At 68.2% G+C, this 19,259-nt stretch carries 16 protein-coding genes; 4 read left to right on the top strand and 12 right to left on the bottom strand.

Annotated elements, in window-relative coordinates; all coding sequences use genetic code 11:
* Positions 1-6 precede the first annotated feature (6 nt).
* Together ACZLIF_RS00715 and glnA are read right to left on the bottom strand one after the other, a co-directional pair.
* Positions 7-345 (bottom strand): P-II family nitrogen regulator, encoded by a 339-nt coding sequence (locus tag ACZLIF_RS00715; RefSeq protein ID WP_004134334.1) that lies wholly within the window; start codon positions 343-345, stop codon positions 7-9.
* Positions 346-664: 319 nt separating this feature from the next.
* Positions 665-2,074: a type I glutamate--ammonia ligase gene (gene glnA, locus ACZLIF_RS00710; RefSeq protein ID WP_053520266.1), complete on the bottom strand. Its 1,410-nt coding sequence runs from the start codon at positions 2,072-2,074 to the stop codon at positions 665-667.
* 219 nt (positions 2,075-2,293) lie between these two features.
* Between glnA and ACZLIF_RS00705 the strand changes: the two genes are divergently transcribed.
* Positions 2,294-3,088 carry an undecaprenyl-diphosphate phosphatase gene (locus ACZLIF_RS00705; protein ID WP_053520271.1) on the top strand — a complete coding sequence of 265 codons (795 nt, stop codon included), beginning with the start codon at positions 2,294-2,296 and terminating at the stop codon, positions 3,086-3,088.
* Positions 3,089-3,161: 73 nt separating this feature from the next.
* Complete coding sequence (locus ACZLIF_RS00700; protein ID WP_128990212.1) at positions 3,162-3,989, top strand: META and DUF4377 domain-containing protein; 828 nt, start codon at positions 3,162-3,164, stop codon at positions 3,987-3,989.
* Positions 3,990-4,072: 83 nt separating this feature from the next.
* Here the strand turns inward: ACZLIF_RS00700 and ACZLIF_RS00695 are convergent, their stop codons facing one another.
* The 9 genes from ACZLIF_RS00695 to ACZLIF_RS00655 form a co-directional block, all read right to left on the bottom strand.
* The gene (locus ACZLIF_RS00695) at positions 4,073-4,684 is read right to left on the bottom strand and encodes a YbhB/YbcL family Raf kinase inhibitor-like protein (RefSeq protein ID WP_128990210.1); all 612 of its coding nucleotides are present in this window, start codon (positions 4,682-4,684) and stop codon (positions 4,073-4,075) included.
* Positions 4,685-4,694: 10 nt separating this feature from the next.
* Entirely contained in the window at positions 4,695-6,764 is a 2,070-nt protein-coding gene (locus ACZLIF_RS00690) for a tetratricopeptide repeat protein (RefSeq protein ID WP_128990209.1), read from the bottom strand.
* Between the two features lie 56 nt (positions 6,765-6,820).
* Positions 6,821-7,855 (bottom strand): YheT family hydrolase, encoded by a 1,035-nt coding sequence (locus ACZLIF_RS00685; RefSeq protein ID WP_080375346.1) that lies wholly within the window; start codon positions 7,853-7,855, stop codon positions 6,821-6,823.
* 7 nt (positions 7,856-7,862) lie between these two features.
* A complete protein-coding gene (locus ACZLIF_RS00680) occupies positions 7,863-8,654 on the bottom strand; it encodes a lysophospholipid acyltransferase family protein (RefSeq protein ID WP_128990207.1) in 792 nt (263 codons plus the stop codon).
* A 120-nt stretch (positions 8,655-8,774) separates the two neighbouring features.
* Positions 8,775-9,209, bottom strand: a complete 435-nt coding sequence (locus ACZLIF_RS00675; RefSeq protein WP_053519976.1) for a hotdog fold thioesterase — start codon at positions 9,207-9,209, stop codon at positions 8,775-8,777.
* A 10-nt stretch (positions 9,210-9,219) separates the two neighbouring features.
* A complete protein-coding gene (locus ACZLIF_RS00670) occupies positions 9,220-11,295 on the bottom strand; it encodes a phospholipase D family protein (protein WP_478462256.1) in 2,076 nt (691 codons plus the stop codon).
* The gene (locus ACZLIF_RS00665) at positions 11,292-11,909 is read right to left on the bottom strand and encodes a YceI family protein (protein ID WP_065174131.1); all 618 of its coding nucleotides are present in this window, start codon (positions 11,907-11,909) and stop codon (positions 11,292-11,294) included. The genes ACZLIF_RS00670 and ACZLIF_RS00665 overlap by 4 nt, the downstream gene beginning before the upstream one ends.
* 4 nt (positions 11,910-11,913) lie before the next feature.
* On the bottom strand, positions 11,914-12,390 hold the full coding sequence (locus ACZLIF_RS00660) for a SixA phosphatase family protein (protein ID WP_053519979.1): 477 nt from the start codon (positions 12,388-12,390) through the stop codon (positions 11,914-11,916).
* A 51-nt stretch (positions 12,391-12,441) separates the two neighbouring features.
* Complete coding sequence (locus tag ACZLIF_RS00655) at positions 12,442-13,071, bottom strand: ParA family protein (RefSeq protein WP_053519980.1); 630 nt, start codon at positions 13,069-13,071, stop codon at positions 12,442-12,444.
* Positions 13,072-13,194: 123 nt separating this feature from the next.
* On the opposite strand from ACZLIF_RS00655, the gene ACZLIF_RS00650 reads away from it, so the two are divergent.
* Positions 13,195-14,679 (top strand): AAA family ATPase, encoded by a 1,485-nt coding sequence (locus ACZLIF_RS00650; protein ID WP_065182079.1) that lies wholly within the window; start codon positions 13,195-13,197, stop codon positions 14,677-14,679.
* Between the two features lie 72 nt (positions 14,680-14,751).
* On the opposite strand, the gene ACZLIF_RS00645 is transcribed toward ACZLIF_RS00650, so the two are convergent.
* On the bottom strand, positions 14,752-15,390 hold the full coding sequence (locus tag ACZLIF_RS00645; protein ID WP_065182080.1) for a tetratricopeptide repeat protein: 639 nt from the start codon (positions 15,388-15,390) through the stop codon (positions 14,752-14,754).
* Between the two features lie 172 nt (positions 15,391-15,562).
* Between ACZLIF_RS00645 and ACZLIF_RS00640 the strand changes: the two genes are divergently transcribed.
* Positions 15,563-19,249 (top strand): indolepyruvate ferredoxin oxidoreductase family protein, encoded by a 3,687-nt coding sequence (locus ACZLIF_RS00640; protein WP_128990203.1) that lies wholly within the window; start codon positions 15,563-15,565, stop codon positions 19,247-19,249.
* Positions 19,250-19,259 lie beyond the last annotated feature (10 nt).

Genomic DNA, 19,259 nt, shown 5'->3' with positions numbered 1-19,259 from the left:
AGGGGGTTACAGCGCGTCTGCACCGATTTCGCCGGTGCGGATGCGGATGACCTGTTCGACGGCGGTGACGAAGATCTTGCCGTCACCGATCTTGCCGGTACCTGCCGACGATTGGATCGCCTCGATCACCGCATCGGCGCGCTCGTCGGTGACCACGGTTTCGATCTTGATCTTGGGCAGGAAATCGACGACGTACTCTGCGCCGCGGTACAGCTCGGTATGGCCCTTCTGGCGGCCGAAGCCTTTCACTTCGGTCACGGTGATGCCCGACACGCCAGCATCGGAGAGGGCCTCGCGGACCTCGTCGAGCTTGAACGGTCGGATGATGGCGGAGATCAGTTTCATGCGCATGTCCCGATGGTGGATGGGGCCAGCGCGCCAACGCGCGATGGCATCAGGCAACCACGGGCCATCACATCGATGGCCGTGGCTGTTGCACCGGACACGAACGGGGCCGGGACGGTCGTGCCTCTCTCCTTGCACGACCGACGCGGGAGGGAGGGCGGCCCATGTCGCGTATCCGGTCTCTCTTGCCCCTGGATCAACGGACCCACGGTCCGCTCTACCACGGTGGGCCGGAGCCCACCCTGCGGCTCCCCAGCCGCAAAGATCGGAGGCGATGGCGGCGGGTGGGAGGGGGAAGCCCGCCGCCATCGCCGCCCGGTCAACTGGCGTAGTACAGCTGGTATTCCAGCGGGTGGGTCGCCGCGCGGAACTTGGTCACTTCCTGCATCTTCAGGGCGATGTAGCCGTCGATGAAGTCATCGCTCATCACGCCGCCGGCCTTCAGGAACTCACGGTCCTTGTCCAGCGCTTCCAGCGCCTGGTCCAGCGAGGAGCAGACCTGCGGAATCAGCTTCTCTTCTTCCGGCGGCAGGTCGTACAGGTCCTTGTCGCTCGGTGCGCCCGGGTCGATCTGGTTCTTGATGCCGTCCAGGCCGGCCATCATCAGCGCGGTGAAGGTCAGGTAGCCGGACTGGATCGGATCGGGGAAGCGCATTTCGATGCGGCGTGCCTTCGGGTTGGAGACCCACGGAATGCGGCACGACGCCGAACGGTTGCGCGCCGAATAGGCCAGCATCACCGGTGCTTCGAAGCCCGGCACCAGGCGCTTGTAGCTGTTGGTGCCCGAGTTGGCGAAGGCATTGATGGCGCGGGCATGCTTGAAGATGCCGCCGATGTACCACAGCGCCAGCTGGCTCAGGCCGCCGTAACCGTCGCCGGAGAACAGGTTGGCGCCGCCCTTGGACAGCGACTGGTGCACGTGCATGCCGCTGCCGTTGTCGCCGACGATCGGCTTGGGCATGAAGGTGACGGTCTTGCCGTTGCGGTGCGCGACGTTCTTGATGACGTACTTCATGCGCAGCAGCTCATCGGCCTTCTGCACCAGGGTGCTGAACTTGGTGCCGATCTCGCACTGGCCGGCGGTGGCCACCTCGTGGTGCTGCACTTCCACTTCGATGCCGACCTGTTCCAGCGTCTTGCACATTTCCGCACGCAGGTCGTGCAGGGTGTCGGTCGGCGGCACCGGGAAGTAGCCGCCCTTCACGCCCGGGCGGTAGCCGCTGTTGGCGCCATCGTACTTCGCGCCGCTGTTCCAGGCGGCTTCTTCCGAGTCGACCTTGAAGAAGGTGTTGCCCATTTCATTGGCGAAACGGACCGAGTCGAAGATGAAGAATTCCGGCTCCGGGCCGAAGAACGCCGATTCGGCGATGCCCGAGGACTTCAGGTAGGCCTCGGCGCGCTTGGCGATGCCGCGCGGGCAGCGGCCGTAGGCCTGCATGGTGGCCGGATCGAGGATGTCGCAGCTGATCACCAGGGTCGGATCGGCGTAGAACGGATCGACATAGGCGCTGGACGGATCCGGCAGCAGGACCATGTCCGATTCGTTGATGCCCTTCCAGCCGGCGATCGAGCTGCCATCGAACATCTTGCCTTCTTCGAACAGCGACGCTTCGACGATGCTGACCGGGAAGGTGACATGCTGTTCGACACCGCGCATGTCGACAAAGCGCAGATCGACGAACTCGATCTGGTTGTCCTTGATCAGCTTCTCAACGTTTTCCACGGACATCGGTACGACCTCGGATGGGAATGAATGCCTGCTGAGGTACAGCAATGACCGTGCCAACTTTTTGCGCCCTGCAAGTCCTTGATTTCACACAGCGTGCACTGAGTCAGTGCGGCACAGCCTGCACCAAAGGGGTGCGCAGGCACGCGGATGCACCCCTTTGGTGCGGCATGGATGGTCTATCCTCTCGACCTTCTTCCGCCGCACGCGCCCGCACTGTCCATGTCCGACCTGCTCTCCGCCCTGCTGCTGGGCATCCTCGAAGGCTTGACCGAATTCCTGCCGATCTCCAGTACCGGCCACCTGCTGATCGCCCAGCATTGGCTGGGCGCACGTTCGGATTTCTTCAACATCATCATCCAGGCCGGCGCGATCCTGGCCGTGGTGCTGGTGTTCCGCCAGCGCCTGTGGAGTCTGGCCACCGGCCTGGGACAGCGCGAGAACCGCGACTACGTGTTCAAGCTGGGCGCGGCATTCCTGGTCACCGCCGTGGTCGGGCTGCCGGTGCGCCTGCTCGGCTGGGAACTTCCGGAAACGGTCAGCCCGATCGCCTGGGCGCTGATCATCGGCGGCATCTGGATGCTGCTGGTGGAGCTGTATACCGCACGCTTGCCCGACCGCGACCAGGTCACCTGGACGGTGGCGATCGGTGTCGGTCTGGCACAGGTGGTGGCCGGCGTGTTCCCCGGCACCTCGCGCTCGGCGTCGGCCATCTTCCTGGCCATGCTGCTGGGCCTGAGCCGTCGCGCAGCCGCCGCCGAGTTCGTGTTCCTGGTCGGCATTCCCACCATGTTCGCCGCCAGCGCCTATGCGTTCCTCGAGCTGGCCAAGAAGGGACAACTGGCCAGCGAGAACTGGGCCGATGTCGGCGTGGCGTTCGTTGCCGCCGTCATCACCGGCTTCATCGTAGTGAAGTGGCTGCTGGGCTACATCAAATCGCACCGCTTCACCGCGTTCGCCCTGTACCGCATCGCGCTGGGTGCCGCACTGCTGCTGTGGTTGCCGTCCGGCACCTGAACAGCGGCGGGGAACGGCAACCCCGTTGCCGGCCCCGCCCCGTTTCCCCCTCGGTTCCCCAAGGAGAATCACCATGAACCGCAAGCTCACCCTGCTCCTCCCGCTGGCCCTGCTGGCCGCCTGCAGCCAGACCCCGGCCCCGGCCGGAACCGGCGGCGACGACGTGGCCCCGGCGGCGACCAAGGCGGCAGACCAGCAGACGCTGGCGCACCTGGACGCGCAGCGCCTGCAGAGCCAGCACTGGCGGCTGCAGAAGGCCACGGCCGCCGACGGCAAGCGCATCGACGCGCTGTTCGCCCGTGAAGACAAGCCGGTCACCCTGGACTTCGTCGATGGCCGCCTGTCGGTCAGCAATACCTGCAACCGCATGAGTGGCGGTTACACCCTGGCCGACGGAAAGCTGAGTGTCAGCGCGATGGCCTCGACGATGATGGCCTGCGCGGACAAGTCGCTGATGGCGCTGGACGAGGCCGTATCCAGCCGCCTGCAGGGCGAACTGAAGGCGGAGCAGGATGCCGCCGGCATGCTGACCCTGACCGGCGCACAGGGCGACACGCTGGTCTTCGCTCCGGAACCCACCGCTGAAACCCGCTATGGCGGCGCCGGCGAAACCGTGTTCCTGGAAGTGGCCGCCCGGACCGAGAAGTGCTCGCACCCGCTGATCCCGGACTACCAGTGCCTGCAGGTCCGCGAGGTGAAGTATGACGACAAGGGCCTCAAGCAGGGCGAGCCGGGCAAGTTCGAGAACTTCTACGGCAACATCGAGGGCTACACCCACGAAGACGGCGTGCGCAACGTCGTGCGGGTGAAGCGCTACGAGGTGAAGAACCCGCCGGCCGATGCGCCGTCGCAGGCGTATGTGCTGGACATGGTGGTCGAGTCGGCCGTCGAGAAGAAGTAAGCATGCAGAAGGGCGGCCGCAGGGCCGCCCTTCTTCATTGCCGCCGGGCGTACTGCCCGGCGCTGCAGAAACACGCTGCGCGGTCAGGCCAGCGCCGGATTCAACGTGTAGGTGCCGTGCAGCGCCGCCTCGGCCAGCACATGGCCATGCATGGCGCGATGGACATCCGCGGCGGTGAAGCGCTCCGGCAACGCCAGCGCGGCCACGTCCAGCGCGAACACACGGAAGAAGTAGCGGTGCAGCCGCTCGTCGTTGAACGGCGGGTACGGGCCGTCGTAGCCCAGGTAATCACCGGCCATGTCCGGATTGCCGGCGAACCAGCCGGTGAAGTCGTTCAGGCCCTGCCGGCTGCCGGCCGGACCGGCCGGTGCGGCCTTGCCCTTGACCACGAAGCCATCGCTGCAGCTGCCCGCGGCGATCTCGTGCACGCTGGGAGGGATGTCGGCCATCACCCAGTGCACGAAGTCGCAGCGCGGCTGGTCGCGTGGCACCGTCATATCGCTGCGGCCGACGGTGTCCGGCACGGTCGGCACATCCGGGTCCACGCAGATCAGCACGAACGAGCGGGTGCCCTCGGGCACATCGCTCCAGGCCAGGTGGGGATTGCGGTCCGGCGCGAAACCGGCGGTGTCGCCGGCGGCGAATTCGCGGTCGATCGGTGCGCCGTTGGTCAGGCTGTGGCTGCTCAGTTTCATCGGACGGTCCTCACTCTTCCGGGTAGCCCAGGCGCACCGCGATCGGTGTCAGCTGGGCGAAAGCGGCGCTCATCACGTCGCGGTAGTGGCGCCAGTGGCCCGGCGGGAAGCGCGGCACGCCAAGCTGGGCTGCCACGGGCATGGGGCGCTCGAACAGGCGTCCCAGCAGCTCGGCCATCGCCTGCGCATCATTGCCGATGTGGTCGATCCGCAGCAGCACATGCGGGTACAGATCTTCCTCGTTCAGGGTCGCGACCTGGGCCAGCGCACGCGCCAGCCATTCGCCGGCCTCGGCCAGCGAGGTCATCGCCAGCGGCGCGGCAGCGCCATAGGCCACCCAGTCCAGCAGCATGTCGCGCGGATCACGCAGCACGATCAGCAGGCGGCCCTGCGGCAGCTGCGGGCGCAGCGCCCACAGCAGCGCGTTGTCCCACCACAGCAGCCAGTCGATGATCGTGTCGCCCTGCACGCCGCGCGCCGGCAGCTGCTCCCGCCAGCGCTGCACCAGCCGCTCCGGCGTCAGCACGCCGGACGCCAGGTCCTGCAGCGTGTGGTAGTTCTGGAACGCGTCATCCGGCGGGTTGCTGGTGTAGCGATCACTGCGCAGCACCGGGCTGGCAGCGGCCAGGCCGGTCGCCACGCGCTCCACACCCGAACCCGGTGCGCCCCACAGGAAAATCGGCGCCGACGTGTTGGATTCGTCGACACTGCCCTTGTCCGGCCAGCTCGGCGGTGCCTTCGCCTGCGGCGGCAGCGGCAGGCGCTGCGGCGCCTGGTCGGCCTGCAGCGCCAGCCAGGTTGCCAGGGCGGCATCCGGTTGCCCGGCGCGATCCTGGATCTCGCCCAGCCAGGTGCGCAGGTCAGCGCGATGGCCCTCCGCGGCCTGTTCGATCAGCGCCTGCACGCGGGCGACGGCAGCAGCGGGGTCGCGCTGCAGCAGGCCCTCGACAAGGCGGGACTCGGCGCTGACACGGCCCGGCTCGAGGCTGACGATGCGTTCTGCGATGCCTTCAGCCTGTGCGTGCTCACCCGCCATGTCGTGCAGCCGCAGACGCGCCTCCAGGGCGGGCACATGGCCAGGCATCGCTTCGATCCAGCGCTCGACCACGGCAACCGCCGCATCGCTGCCCACCTCTTCCACCGACAGGCGTGCCAGCCACAGGTCATGCAGCTGCGGGTTGTTTTCCAGCGCCGCATCCAGGCGTGCGCGCGCTTCTTCCTCGCGGCCCAGCCGCTGCCACGACATCAGCAGCAGCTGCAGCATCTGCCGGTCTGCCGGCTGCGATTCCAGCAGCGGCAGCAGGTGCTCCAGCGCCTGCAAGGGCTGCCCGCTGCGCAGCGCCAGCTCACCGGCCAGGCGCCGCAGCGATGCGTGGTCCATGCCTGGCTGCTGCAGCGCCACCTGCATGGCCTCGGCGGCGGCCTCGAGATTGCCCTGCCGCAACGCCAGCTGCACGACCAGCCCGTGCAGGGACGACAGCGACGGGTTGAGCTCCAGCACGCGGCGGAAGGCCTGCTCGGCGAATGCCAGCATGTCCTTGCCCAGATAGGCAAAGCCCAGTGCATACAGCACGCGCGGATCATTCGGCTGGGCCTGGTTGGCCTGCGACAGCAGTACCAGCGCGCGATCAGGATCGTCACGGCGCAGGGCGATCATGCCGTCGATGTGCAGCAGATCGGGGTGATCCGGTTCAACGCGCGCGGCCAGGGTCGACAGGCGCTGGGCTTCATCGAAGTCATTGCGGCCGATCGCCAGGTGCGCCTGCATCAGGTAGGCGGAAAAGGCGTTCGGATTGAGATCGGTGGTACGCAGCAGCGCCTCGTCGGCGCCCTGGTATTCGCGCAGCGCCAACAGCAGGCCGGCATGCTGCAGATGCAGCTGGGCATCGTCGGGGGCCAGCCGCAGCGCCTGCTGCAGGGCGTCCATTGCGTCGCTGGGCTTGCCCTGCTGCTGCAGCGCAAGCGCCAGCCAGCGGTGGGCCGCGGCCAGGCCGGGTTCGTCACGGGTCCACGCCTGGGCCAGCTGCACGGCCTGGCCGGCCTCGTTCTGGCGCAACGCTTGGATGATCTGGTCTTGCATGGCGGTCCGGTTCAAGGGCAAACCCGCATTGTAGCGGCCTGCGCGCCGGTCCCGGTTCAGGCCTGCAGAACCCGCCGCAGGCGCTGCGCCACCCAGCGCTCGGAGAAGCCGTCACCACGCCAGTTTTCCAGGAAACCGCAGTGACCGCCCCAGCACGCCGTTTCCAGATGCGCCTGGCGTGGCAGCTGCCAGTCGCGGAATGTGGAATACGGGATCACCGGATCATCCTGTGCCATCAGGATGTCGGCCGGCACCTGCAGCCCGGACAGGCGATCACCGGCAATCGAGTAGCCGTCGAAGTACGCCTGCAGCGAACCGAAGGTGGTATGGCGCTCGACCAGCCATGCGGTCAGCGCGCGGATGTCCAGCTTCAGCACGCGATCGTCGCAGTCACTCAACTCGGGGAACAGGTCGCGCTTGCGGCGCAGCGAGACGGTCCACTTGCGGCGGAAATACCAGTCGTACATCGCCGGGCCGTTCTCGATGCTCTCCATGGTCAACGCCGGGTCCAGCACCGGGCACACCGAGGCCACCCGCAGCAGCGGCACGCCGGCTGCCGGCGCACGCAGGGCCAGGCGCAGCACGAAGTTGCCTCCCAGCGAGTAGCCAGCGGCGACCAGCGGCAGGTGCGGCCAGCGCTGGGCGACGTCGCCCGCGGCATGCACCACTTCGTCGATCAGGTTGGAATGGAAGATGCCGGGGTTGAGGTGATGGGTGTTGCCATGGTCACGGAAGTTCAGCCGCACCACGTCGAAGCCCTGCTCGAGCATGCGCGCGGCGGCCATGCGCATGTAGCTGGACTCGGCGCTGCCTTCCCAGCCATGCAGCAGCAGTGCGATGCCACGCGGCTCGCGCCCCTCGACGTGGCTGTGCCAGCCCTGCAGGCGCACGCCCTCGCCACCATCGAGGATCATTTCCTCGCTGACTGCGCCGGTGGCGGCCAGCAGCAGCAGGCCGCGCTGCAGGCGCATGCGGCTGGAACTGAGCATCGACTGCAGGTGGGGATTGCGCAGCCAGCGCGGCGGCTGGTAATCGGCCGCAGTCAGCATCGACGCGGATGCGTCGACAGGCGGTGGCGGGACCAGGGCCACCACGGCCTCACTCCCCGCTCATGGCCGCCACGATGCGCGCGCGCGAGGTCTCCGCGATGCGCCGACGGCCTTCCAGGTCCTGGGCACCGATCGGTGCCAGGAAGTGCACTTCCGCACGTCGCGCCGGCTCACCGAGCAGGCGCAGGAAATTGGCGAAGAAACTCTCGCCCGGGCCGAAGGCCACGATCGTCTGCGCGTCGCCCTTCGTTCCGTACACCAGCGCCACCGGCTGCACCGGCACACCGGTCTCGACTGCCGCCTGGAAGATCCGGGCGTGGAACGGGCCCACTTCGTGGCCCCCGCGGGTGCGCCCCTCCGGGAACACGCCCACGGCCCTGCCTTCACGCAGGCGATCGGCCATCACCTGCATCACCCCACCGAGCGACTCGGTGTTGCCACGCTGGTGGAAGATGGTCTGGCCGCGCGCGGCCAGCCAGCCGACCACCGGCCAGCCGGCGATCTCGCGCTTGGCGACGAAGCCCATCATGCGCTGGCTGTGCAGGATGCTGATGTCGACCCAGCTGACGTGGTTGGCGACGAACAGCACCGCGCCGGGCAGCGGCTGGCCGAAGCGCACCAGGCGGAAACCGAAGATCCACATCAGGCCGCCCTGCCACGCGTTCACTACTTTGGCACCGAGACGGTCCTGGCCCACGCGCAGGTTCGCCCACGGCGCGAGCATGCCCAGCAGGGTGAGCGGCAGGAACACGAGGATGTGGACCAACAGCAGCGGTACGCGGTACAGGTAACGGCACACACGCGCCACGCCGCCGCGGGGGGCCGGAGTGGGGGAAGTCATCCGCGCACGATACCGGAGGGCTGCCATCGCTGCCAGCTGGTTCAGGCCATAAATCCGCTTGATCGGGGCAATCGGCGGGGAACGCTGGGTTCCGCCGCTGTCGCGGGCCTGGCCAGGGGCTCAGCCGTGGCCGGCAGCCACCACGGCCAGGGTCAGCCGCGAGATGCACACCAGCCGGCCCTGCTCGTCCTCGATGCGGATCTCCCACAGCTGCGTGCTGCGACCCACGTGCAGCGCGCGTGCGGTACCGGTGACGGTGCCCGAACGCACCGCGCGCACGTGGTTGGCGTTGATTTCCAGGCCCACGCAGATCTGCTTGCCGGCCTCCACGCACAGATTGCCCGCGCTGCTGCCCAGGGTCTCGGCCAGCACCACCGATGCGCCGCCGTGCAGGATGCCGTAGGGCTGGCGGGTGCGCTCGTCCACCGGCATGGTGGCCTGCAGCCAGTCTTCACCGGCAGCGCTGAAGACGATGCCCAGCGACGCGATGGCCGTGTTGCGGCTGAGCGCGTTGAGCTGCTCGAGGGATACGGCTTCGCGGAACACCTGGGTCATGCGGGCACCTTCAGAGGATGGGGACGAGGCCGGCGCCGAACGCGGTCAGCATGCGCACCAGCAGCCACTTCGGTCCGACGTTGACTTCAGGGAAGTCACCCACGGCGACGTAGCACTGGTGGAAGTCCGGGCTCTGCCGGGGCAGCGGCTGCGGGCAGTCCGGACCCGGCTTGAACTCGTAGTCGGTGGCGTAGCGCCACGGCCAGAAATCGAGGATCGGCAGGGCCTCGGAGGCCTTGCCGACGCTGTAGTTGAGCCCGGACAGCACCGGCGGCTTGGCGCGTGGCGCGACCGTCCAGGAGTTCTGCGGGTGGATGTCGCGCAGGATGCTCTGCGCCAGTTGCTCGGCGAACACCGGATCGTCGATGATCACCGCACCTTCGGTGTTGTAGTTCTCGCTGCGCGGATCGAAGTTGTGGGTGCCGACCACGCCGATGCGGCGGTCGACCACCAGCGACTTCGCGTGCAACCCCATGCGCGCACCCTTGCGGGTCACAGGCAGCGGCTTGTTGACCGCCTTGCTGCCCAGGAACGAGGGCCGCGTCTCGGTGCGCAGCAGACGCGTTTCCACTTCACTGCCGGCGGCGCGGCGGCGCGCCCGCGCATTCTCGTAGGCGCTGCCGGTGCGGGGGCGGAAAACCGCCGGCGCTTCGTCGGCGCCAGTCGTGGTGGTGGCGGCGGCGTCGGTGGCGGTGGACGTACCGCCGCTGCGGGCATTGCTGCCAGCAGCGCTGCCGCCGATCAGCGGATTGCGTCCGCCACTGTCCTGGCCCGGCGGCGCCTCGATCGGGTCCGGCAGCAGGTTGCGGTAGTCGACCGGCGCATCGAGCGGGAACGGCTTGTATTCGAAGATGTTGAAGCCCAGCTCACGCATGTTGCGCCGCTTGTACTTGTACGACAGCGCGTAGACGATCGGGTTGTCGGTGGCCGCCAGGCTGTTGGTGGACACCAGCACGCGCGGCGGCTGCGGACGCTTGCGCAGATCGCGGAACAATGTCTGCGCGGGTTTGGACAGCACCAGGTACGGCGTCTGCAGGATCACTTCGTGCTGCGCGCTGGCGATCAGTGCGTCGAGCTGTGGCTCGGTGACGTGCTGGCTGGCCAGCGGCGCATCGACCTTTTCGCGCCGATGCTTTCGCGGCAGGTCGGCGACGTAGCGCGCCGACGCCACCGGCAACGCGGTGTCGACGAAGGAGCGGGTGACGAAGTCCATGTCGTTGGCCTCCGCGCTGACCCGCTGCACCCGCTCGGGACGGCGGAAGGTGGCGGGCGGCAGGTTCGGCACGCCCTCGCGCAGCAGCGTGCGTCCGACGTCGTTCAGGCGTTCGGCCGGCACGCTGCGGCGGGCGCGCCAGAACGCATCGAAGTTGGCCGCCATCTCGCGCACTTCCGGGCCGGCGATCAATACGTCGCGATCGCGGAAGTTGTACTCGCGGTCCCAGTCGTAATAGTCGTCCTGGTAGTTGCGGCCGCCAACCACGCCGATTGCGTCATCAATCACCAGCAGCTTGTTGTGCATGCGCTGGTTGAAGCGGCGGAAACAGCACAGCACGCTGCCGGCATAGTCGAAGTAGTTCAGCCGCGCCTTGCCGAAGGTGGGGTTGTACACCCGCAGCTGGAAGTTCTCGTGGGCGCCGGACAGGGCGCCGAGAATCTGCAGGTCGGAGATGGCCGAGAGCTGGTCGATCAGCAGCCGCACCTTCACTCCCCGCTTCGAGGCGGCGAGCAGTTCATCGATGACCAGCCGGGCACTGTCGTCCTTGTCGAAGATATAGGTCTGCAGATCGATGCTGCGGGTGGCACTGCGCAACAGGTTCAGGCGCGCGACCAGTGCGCCCTCCCCCTCGTCCAGCAGGGTGGCGTAATGACGGGGACGGGTTTCGGTGGACTCGCTGAATGCGCGGCCAGCGAGCGCGCGCAGCGGCGACTCCTGCGCGCAGCGGTCGGCACGCTGGCACTCGACCTCGGTGGAGCGCGCCTGCACGGCAATCGCTTCGGCACGGTCGCGCTCGGCGTGCGACAGCGACGCACAGCCACTGCCAAGCAACACCGTTGCCAGCGCCAGCACCCGCAGCAGCAGATTCACGGTTTCGGCGCCTCGCTCAGGCGCGCTCGCAATACGAAGGTCACTCGGTCACTCAAGGCAAGCTGCCAGCTGTCCATGCCATACCGGCCTCGTTGCACGGTACCGCGGCTGACGACGTCGCAATCATAGCCGGGTCGGGCGCACTGCGCCTTCTCGACCCGCAGCGATTCAGGATGGCTGACCCCGCGCAGGGTCAGACGGCCTTCGATGTCGCCGCCTTCGGCCACCGTGTCGGGCCAGTAGGGCAGCGAATCGAACTCCACCATGGGGTGCCGCCCGGCGTCGAAGAACTCCTCGCCCCGCATCCAGCCGGTGTAGCGGGCCTTGCCGGGAATCTCCACCGAACGGGTGAACATCTTCAGGTGCACTTGGTGGCGGCCGTCGGAGAGCACCTCGATGCGCCCCTCGAACTGCGGGAACACCCCCTCGATGCGCTGCCCGAAGCGGGTGCGTACTTCGAAGCCGATGCGCGAATGCTGGGTGTCGAGCAGCAGCACGCGGGGGCCATCGGCGCGCACCGGAGGCAACGTGGTTGGCTGGGGCACGCCCGCCCAGGCCGGGGCGAGTGCCAGCAGCAGGGGCAACAGGCAGCGGCCGGGCCACCGCAGGCTCATCGGCTCACGGCCACCAGAAGGCGTTCAGGCTGGCCACGCCCGGCTCGATCGCCGCTTCGCGCGGGAAGCCGAGCACCGCGATGCCGGCCGGCGGCATGCCGCGGTAATCGCTGCTGCTGCCTTCGGTCATCAGGGCCACCAGCCGTTCCAGGCCGGGGTTGTGGCCCACGACCAGCACGCGGTCGAGATCGCGGCGTTCATCCACCAGTGCCGCCAGGGTGCCCGGGGTGGCTTCGTAGATGCGGTCTTCCAGGCGCTTTTCGACATAGCCGATGGCCGCCATCACCGCTTCCAGGGTTTCGCGGGTCCGCCGCGAAGGCGAGCACAGCACGCAATCCGGCAGCAGCTTGTTCTCCTTCAGCCAGCGGCCGGCGGCTTCGGCTTCGGCAAGCCCGACCGGCGACAGGGGCCGGTCGAGGTCGGCCTGGCCCGGGGTGGCCGGTTCGGCGTGGGCATGGCGCAGCAGGATCAGTTCACGCATCGCGGATATCCATGGAATCGGGGAGTGGAGCAAGGGCCCAGGCGTGAACGGTCACAGCTTCAGCCAGGACAGCAGAGGTTCCCAGTCGGCCTGGTGCTCGCGCACCTGGGCGGAGCGATAGTCGAACAGGCTGCGGCCCAGGCCGGTCATGACCACGTAGCTCTGGCTGTCGCGCAGCTGTGCGACCACCGGGTACGGCCATTCGGCCAGCATCTGCAGCGCCTGCTGCGAGGTCTGGGTCCAGGGCTTGGTGCGGTTGAGAACCAGCCCCACCGGCAGCTTGCGGCTGTGCACGCGCGGCACCTGGGCCAGGCTGTTGAGGAAGCCGACGATGGCTTCGATGTCCAGCGCCGAGGGCAGCACCGGCACCACCACCGCGTCAGCGGCATCAAGGAAATGGGGGATATCGTCGGCCAACGCGCCGGCAGGCGCATCGATGATGACGGTCTCGGTGCCATCGGGCAGCTTCTGGGCCCATTGCTTCTTCCGGTACACGTCGATCGGCAGCACCGCGCTTTCCAGGCCGGCGCGGCGCTGTGCCCAGCGGGTGCTGGAGCCCTGCGGGTCGGCATCGGCGATCACCGTGGCCTTGCCCTGCAATGCCGCGTACGCGGCCAGGTGGGTGGCGACGGTGGTCTTGCCCACCCCGCCCTTGGAACCGGCCACCAGGATCGTCTTCATGCCAGCCTCGCTTCCGGGTACGTGCCCCGAGCGTACACCGGCGATGGTGACGGGAGGTAGAGCCGCGCTGAACCTGTCGGCATCGGCTTTGCTATGGTGGCGCCCCCGAAGGATCGAACCCGCATGAGCGAACTGCAGGACCTGAGCGCGCTGATCCGCGCCAATACCCCCCTGATCGTGGTGGAGACCCAGGACGAGGGCCGCATCGTCGAGTTGTTCCGGCAGACACTGATGCATGTATGGCGGGCCCTGCACCGCTGGTCGATCACCGAGGGCCTGCGCCGCATCGATCTGGACAGCGAGGATGCGCCGGTCGGACCGCCCGATGCCAGCGCGGCGCTGCAGATGATCCGCCAGGCCGACCAGCGCGGGGTGTACCTGCTGCTCGATTTCCATCCCTATCTGGGCTATGCCAGCCACCAGCGCGCGTTGCGCGACCTGATCCAGCGCCGCCACAGCGAACCCCATGTGCTGGTGCTGATCGGCGCCAAGGTCGAACTGCCGGCCGAGCTGGAAGCCCTGGCGGTGCGCTTCAACCCGCGCCTGCCCGACGCCAATGCGCTGCTGAAGATGCTGCGCGAAGAGGCCGATGCCTATGCACGCGAGCACGGTGGCCGCCGCGTGGAGGTCGACAGCGAGGCGGTGAAGAAGATCCTGAAGAACCTGCAGGGCCTGAGCTTGGTCGACGCCCGGCGCATCGCCCGGCAGCTCATCTACGCCGACGGTGCGCTGCGCGACGACGACCTGCCACAGCTGGCGCGGCTGAAGTTCGAGCTGCTCAACCGCAGCGGCCACCTGTTCTTCGAGCATGACAGCGCGCGCTTCGGCGACGTGGCCGGCGCCAACCGGCTCAAGCGCTGGATCAACCAGCGCCGTGTCGCCTTCATCGCCGGCTCGGCACCGGCAGGGCTGGATCCGCCGCGCGGCATGCTGTTGCTGGGCGTGCAGGGCTGCGGCAAATCGATGCTGGCCAAGGCCACCGCCGCCGGGTTCGGCGTACCGCTGCTTCGCCTGGACGTGGGCGCGCTGTACAACAAGTACCACGGCGAGACCGAGTCCAACCTGCGCCAGGCCCTGGCCTCGGCCGAGCAGCTGGCGCCCTGCGTGCTGTGGATGGACGAGATCGAGAAGGGCCTGGCCAGTGGTGGCGACGACGGTGGGGTATCGCGCCGCGTGCTTGGCTACCTGCTGACCTGGATGGCCGAACGCAAGGCGCCGGTGTTCATCGTCGCTACCGCCAACCAGGTGCATGAGCTGCCCGCGGAGCTGCTGCGCAAGGGACGCTTCGACGAGATCTTCTTCGTCGACCTGCCCTCGCCCGAGGTGCGGGTGGAACTGCTGCGCCTGCACCTGGGGCGACGCCAGCTCACTGCAGACGACTTCGCGCTGCCGGCGCTTGCCGCAGCGTCCAACGGGTTCTCCGGTGCGGAGATCGAGCAGGCCATCGTGGCCGGGCTGTATGCGGCCCATGCCGAGAACCGGCCGCTGGATACCGAAACGCTGATGGGCGAGATCCGGGCGACACGGCCCTTGTCGGTGCTGATGGCCGAGCAGGTGGCGGCGTTGCGCGAGTGGGCGTCCGGTCGCACGGTGTCTGCGGACGACTGAGCGGTCTGCCACCCGCGGCGCAGGCTGTTGCCCTCTGCAGGTGCCGGGTGCACCCCGGCACCACACCTGCCCTCAGGGCCAGGCCGGCGGCGCGGCAGCCCAGGCCTGCTGTACTTCGGCCAGCGACGCGCGCTCGTCCTCGCGCCACTGCGGCAGCAGCTGCGCGTAGCGGCTGCTGTCGCTCCACTGCGACGGTTCGGTGCGCACGGCAGCGGCGTACCACTGGACTGCCTGCTCCTTCTGCCCCAGGCGCCACAGTGCCAACGCGTAGCTTGGCGGCAACCAGCTCGGCTTGCTGAGCGTACTGCCGGCGGCGGCCTGCCACTGCTCCAGCGCGGCCTCCGGCTGCCCCTGCCGCAGCAGGTCCCAACCATAGTTCCAGCGTACGCCGCGACCGACGCTGCTCTGCACCGGGGCATCCTTCAATGCTTCGCGGTACAGCTGCTCGCCAAGTTCGGTACGGCCCTGCGCGATCGCCACCGAGGCCAGCTGCACGGTTGCTTCCACCACGCGCCGGCCACGCTCGCGCTGCTTGAGCAGCTGCGCCACCAGAGCATCGCCCTGCGACTGCTGCACGACCACCATCGGCGCAGCCGCGGCATCGTTGTCGAAATAGAACTCCTGTGGCGCCGGCAATACCGGCGCCGCCCACGCGGAGGCCGCCCCCGAGACCAGCAGGATGCCGGTCAGGATCTTTACTGCCACTGACATTCCTTCTTCCCCCGGGCTGCGACCGCAGCCCCTCTCTCTCCTCCCGATCCTAACCGCAGCATGGCCGCCGGCGCGAGTGCCGGGGCCTGCGCGGCCTCACTGCTACAATTCGCGCCTTCCCCGTCGCGTGCCTGCACGCGGCCGGTGCCAGCCGATCCTGACCGGGCCAGCCATGACCAGTACCGCGCAACTCACCTCGCCCTCTTCCGCCGACCTGATCGACCGTGATTACACGCTCGATCACAAGTACACCCGCAACGAGGGACGGATCTACCTGAGCGGGGTGCAGGCGCTGGTGCGGCTGCCGCTGATGCAGCGGCTGCGGGATGCCGCCGAAGGCATCGACAGCGCGGGGTTCATCAGCGGCTACCGCGGCAGCCCCCTGGGCGGCTTCGATCTGGAGCTGTGGCGCGCCCGCACGCACCTGGAGGCCGCGCGGGTGAAGTTCACCCCGGGCCTGAACGAGGACCTGGGCGCCACCATGGTCTGGGGCACCCAGCAGACCAACCTGTTCCCCGGCGCCAACGTACAGGGCGTGTTCGGCATGTGGTACGGCAAGGGCCCGGGCGTGGACCGCTGCGGCGACGTCTTCAAGCACGCCAATGCGGCAGGCACGTCCCGTCATGGCGGCGTGCTGGCGCTGGCGGCCGATGACCATGCCTGCCGCAGCTCCACCCTGCCGCACGGCAGCGAGGATGAATTCGTCAGCGCGATGATGCCGGTGCTGAATCCGGCGGGCGTGCAGGACATTCTCGACATGGGCCTGCTCGGCTGGGCGATGAGCCGGTATACCGGGCGCTGGGTCGGCTTCAAGACCATCGCCGAGACGGTGGAATCGTCGGCATCGGTCGACGTGGATCCGCTGGCGCGTCGCATCGTGCTGCCGGACGACTTCCCGATGCCGGCCGGCGGCCTCAACATCCGTTGGCCGGACCCGCCGCTGGACCAGGAGATGCGCCTGCACCGCTATGCCGTGAAGGCCGCGCAGGCCTTCGCCCGCGCCAACGGCATCGACCGGGTGGTGATGGACGCGCCGCGTGCACGGCTGGGCATCGTCACCACCGGCAAGAGCTACCTGGATGTGCTGCAGGCACTGGAGTACCTGGGCCTGGACGAGGCCGCCTGCGCCGACATCGGCATCCGCGTCTACAAGGTCGGCATGACCTGGCCGCTGGAGCCGGAAGGCATCGCCCGCTTCGCGCAGGGCCTGGACGACATCATCGTGGTGGAGGAGAAGCGCGCCTTCATCGAGCGGCAGATGAAGGAGCAGTTCTTCAACTGGCCGGCCAGCTGGGGCCCGCGCCCGTCCATCGTCGGCAAGTACGACGAAGCCGGTGAATGGATCCTGCCGTCCACCGGCGAGCTGACCCCGGCCACCATCGCCGGCGTGATCGGCCGGCGCATCCAGCGGTTCTTCAACAACGAGTCGATCGAACAGCGCCTGCAGTGGATGCAGCAGAAGGAGGCCGAGCTCGCGTTGCCGCGCGCCAGCTTCCCGCGCGTACCGCACTACTGCTCGGGCTGCCCGCACAACACCTCCACCACGGTGCCGGACGGTTCACGTGCGTTGGCCGGCATCGGTTGCCATTACATGGTGACCTGGATGGACCGCAGCACCGACACGTTCACCCACATGGGTGGCGAAGGCGTGACCTGGGCAGGGCAGGCGCCGTTCACCGATACCCCGCACGTGTTCCAGAATCTGGGCGACGGCACCTATTTCCACAGCGGCTCGCTGGCGATCCGCCAGGCGATCGCGGCCGGCGTCAACATCACCTACAAGATCCTCTACAACGATGCGGTGGCGATGACCGGTGGCCAGCCGGTGGATGGCCCGCTCAGCGTGCCGGATATCGCCCGGCAGATGCGCGCCGAAGGCATCCACACCATCGTGGTGCTGTCCGACGACATCGCCAAGTGGACCCGCCAGCGCGAGCATTTCCCCAGTGACGTCGAGTTCCACGACCGCAGCGCGCTGGACGAGGTGCAGAAGCGCCTGCGCGAGGTGAAGGGGGTCTCGATCCTGATCTACGAACAGACCTGCGCCACCGAGAAGCGGCGGCGCCGCAAGCGCGGCAAGCTGGAAGATCCGGCCAAGCGGGTGATGATCAACTCGCTGGTCTGCGAGGGCTGCGGCGATTGTGGCAAGAAGAGTTTCTGCGTCTCGGTGCTGCCGAAGGAAACCGAGTTCGGGCGCAAGCGCGAGATCGACCAGTCCAACTGCAACAAGGACTACTCGTGCGTGAATGGCTTCTGCCCGAGTTTCGTCACGGTGCATGGCGGGAAGCCGCGAAAGGGCAGCCGGCGCGATGCATCGTCCCTGCTGGACAACCTGCCGGCGCCGACGGTGCGCGGCAGCCTGGAGCAGCCCTGGAACATCCTCATCACCGGCGTGGGCGGTACCGGCGTGGTCACCATCGGCGCGTTGCTGGGCATGGCCGGCCACCTGGAGGGCAAGGGCGCCACGGTGCTCGACCAGACCGGCCTGGCGCAGAAGGGCGGCGCGGTGACCACCCACATCCGCATCGCACGCCGGCCGGAGGACATCCACGCCGTGCGCATCGCCGCCGGTGAGGCCGACCTCGTACTGGGCTGCGACATGGTGGTGGTCAACGATTACTGGGCACTGTCGAAGGTGCGCGCGGGCCGCTCGCAGGTCGTGCTCAACACCTACGAAGCGATGCCGGGCACGTTCACCACCCGTCCCGACATGCAGTTCCCGGCGGCCGACATCATCGCCGGCGTGCGCGTGGCGCTGGGAGGCGATGAGCCGCTGCTGCTCGATGCCACCCAGCTGGCCACGGCGCTGCTGGGCGATGCGATCGCCGCGAACCTGTTCATCCTCGGCTACGCCTGGCAGCAGGGCCTGGTGCCGCTGTCGTTCGAATCGCTGATGCGTGCCATCGAGCTCAACGGCGCGGCGGTGGCGATGAACCAGCAGGCCTTCGCGTGGGGCCGGCTGGCGGCGATCGATCCGCAGGCCGTGCAGGAGGCCGCCGGCCTGGTGCGCAACCGCCATACCGATACCGAATCCACGCCCGGCCCGCTGCATCCGCTGCCACCGGGCGAATGGGAAGGCAACGAGTGGGGTGCCACCGCTGCGCCACGCAACACCGGCGACGAACGCGAACTGCGTGGCCTGCCCTCGCATGGCGGCGAGGTTGCCTTCCTGCCGCTGGACGACGCGCGCCTGTCGCGCTCGCTGGATGAAATGATCGAACGCCGCGCCGCGTTCCTGGTCGACTACCAGGACGCCGCCTACGCCGATCGCTACCGCGGCGTGGTCGAACGCGTGCGCGCCGCCGAACGCGAGCGCATCGGCGGCTCGACCGCGCTGACCGAGACCGTGGCCCGCTATCTGTTCAAGCTGATGGCCTACAAGGACGAATACGAAGTCGCCCGCCTGTACACCAGCGGTGATTTCCAGCGCCGGCTGCAGCAGCAGTTCGAGGGTGACTACCAGCTGCGCTTCCATCTGGCGCCGCCGCTGTTCGCGAAGAAGGATGAACAGGGCCGGCTGCAGAAGAAGGAGTACGGCCCGTGGATGTTCAAGGCGTTCGGCCTGCTGGCGAAGCTGAAGTTCCTGCGGGGCGGTGCCTTCGATGTGTTCGGCCGCACTGCCGAGCGCCGCATGGAGCGCAAGCTGATCGGCGACTACGAAGCCACCGTGCAGCTGCTGCTGGACGGGCTGGATGACGGTCGCCTGGCGTTGGCCGTGGAGATCGCCAGCATCCCCGAGCACATCCGCGGCTTCGGCCACGTCAAGGAAGCGCATGTGGAGAGCGCCAAGGCGCGGGAAGCTGCGCTGCTGGCGCAGTGGCGCAACCCGAAGGCGCTGCATATCGTGCAGGTGGCGTAAGCCGGAGCAG

This window comes from Stenotrophomonas sp. 2201_Sma (assembly GCF_056486685.1).
The sequence above is the reverse complement of the archived record's forward strand: the minus strand, read 5'-3'. Positions and strand labels throughout refer to the sequence as shown.

What these genes read in the sequence shown, in the direction of transcription:
- ACZLIF_RS00660 (WP_053519979.1), bottom strand. Translation starts at nt 12,390, where the DNA reads ATGCGTGAACTGATCCTGCTGCGCCATGCCCACGCCGAACCGGCCACC.
- ACZLIF_RS00715 (WP_004134334.1), bottom strand. Translation starts at nt 345, where the DNA reads ATGAAACTGATCTCCGCCATCATCCGACCGTTCAAGCTCGACGAGGTC.
- glnA (WP_053520266.1), bottom strand. Translation starts at nt 2,074, where the DNA reads ATGTCCGTGGAAAACGTTGAGAAGCTGATCAAGGACAACCAGATCGAG.
- ACZLIF_RS00705 (WP_053520271.1), top strand. Translation starts at nt 2,294, where the DNA reads ATGTCCGACCTGCTCTCCGCCCTGCTGCTGGGCATCCTCGAAGGCTTG.
- ACZLIF_RS00695 (WP_128990210.1), bottom strand. Translation starts at nt 4,684, where the DNA reads ATGAAACTGAGCAGCCACAGCCTGACCAACGGCGCACCGATCGACCGC.
- ACZLIF_RS00680 (WP_128990207.1), bottom strand. Translation starts at nt 8,654, where the DNA reads ATGACTTCCCCCACTCCGGCCCCCCGCGGCGGCGTGGCGCGTGTGTGC.
- ACZLIF_RS00675 (WP_053519976.1), bottom strand. Translation starts at nt 9,209, where the DNA reads ATGACCCAGGTGTTCCGCGAAGCCGTATCCCTCGAGCAGCTCAACGCG.
- ACZLIF_RS00665 (WP_065174131.1), bottom strand. Translation starts at nt 11,909, where the DNA reads ATGAGCCTGCGGTGGCCCGGCCGCTGCCTGTTGCCCCTGCTGCTGGCA.
- ACZLIF_RS00650 (WP_065182079.1), top strand. Translation starts at nt 13,195, where the DNA reads ATGAGCGAACTGCAGGACCTGAGCGCGCTGATCCGCGCCAATACCCCC.
- ACZLIF_RS00700 (WP_128990212.1), top strand. Translation starts at nt 3,162, where the DNA reads ATGAACCGCAAGCTCACCCTGCTCCTCCCGCTGGCCCTGCTGGCCGCC.
- ACZLIF_RS00640 (WP_128990203.1), top strand. Translation starts at nt 15,563, where the DNA reads ATGACCAGTACCGCGCAACTCACCTCGCCCTCTTCCGCCGACCTGATC.
- ACZLIF_RS00655 (WP_053519980.1), bottom strand. Translation starts at nt 13,071, where the DNA reads ATGAAGACGATCCTGGTGGCCGGTTCCAAGGGCGGGGTGGGCAAGACC.
- ACZLIF_RS00645 (WP_065182080.1), bottom strand. Translation starts at nt 15,390, where the DNA reads ATGTCAGTGGCAGTAAAGATCCTGACCGGCATCCTGCTGGTCTCGGGG.
- ACZLIF_RS00690 (WP_128990209.1), bottom strand. Translation starts at nt 6,764, where the DNA reads ATGCAAGACCAGATCATCCAAGCGTTGCGCCAGAACGAGGCCGGCCAG.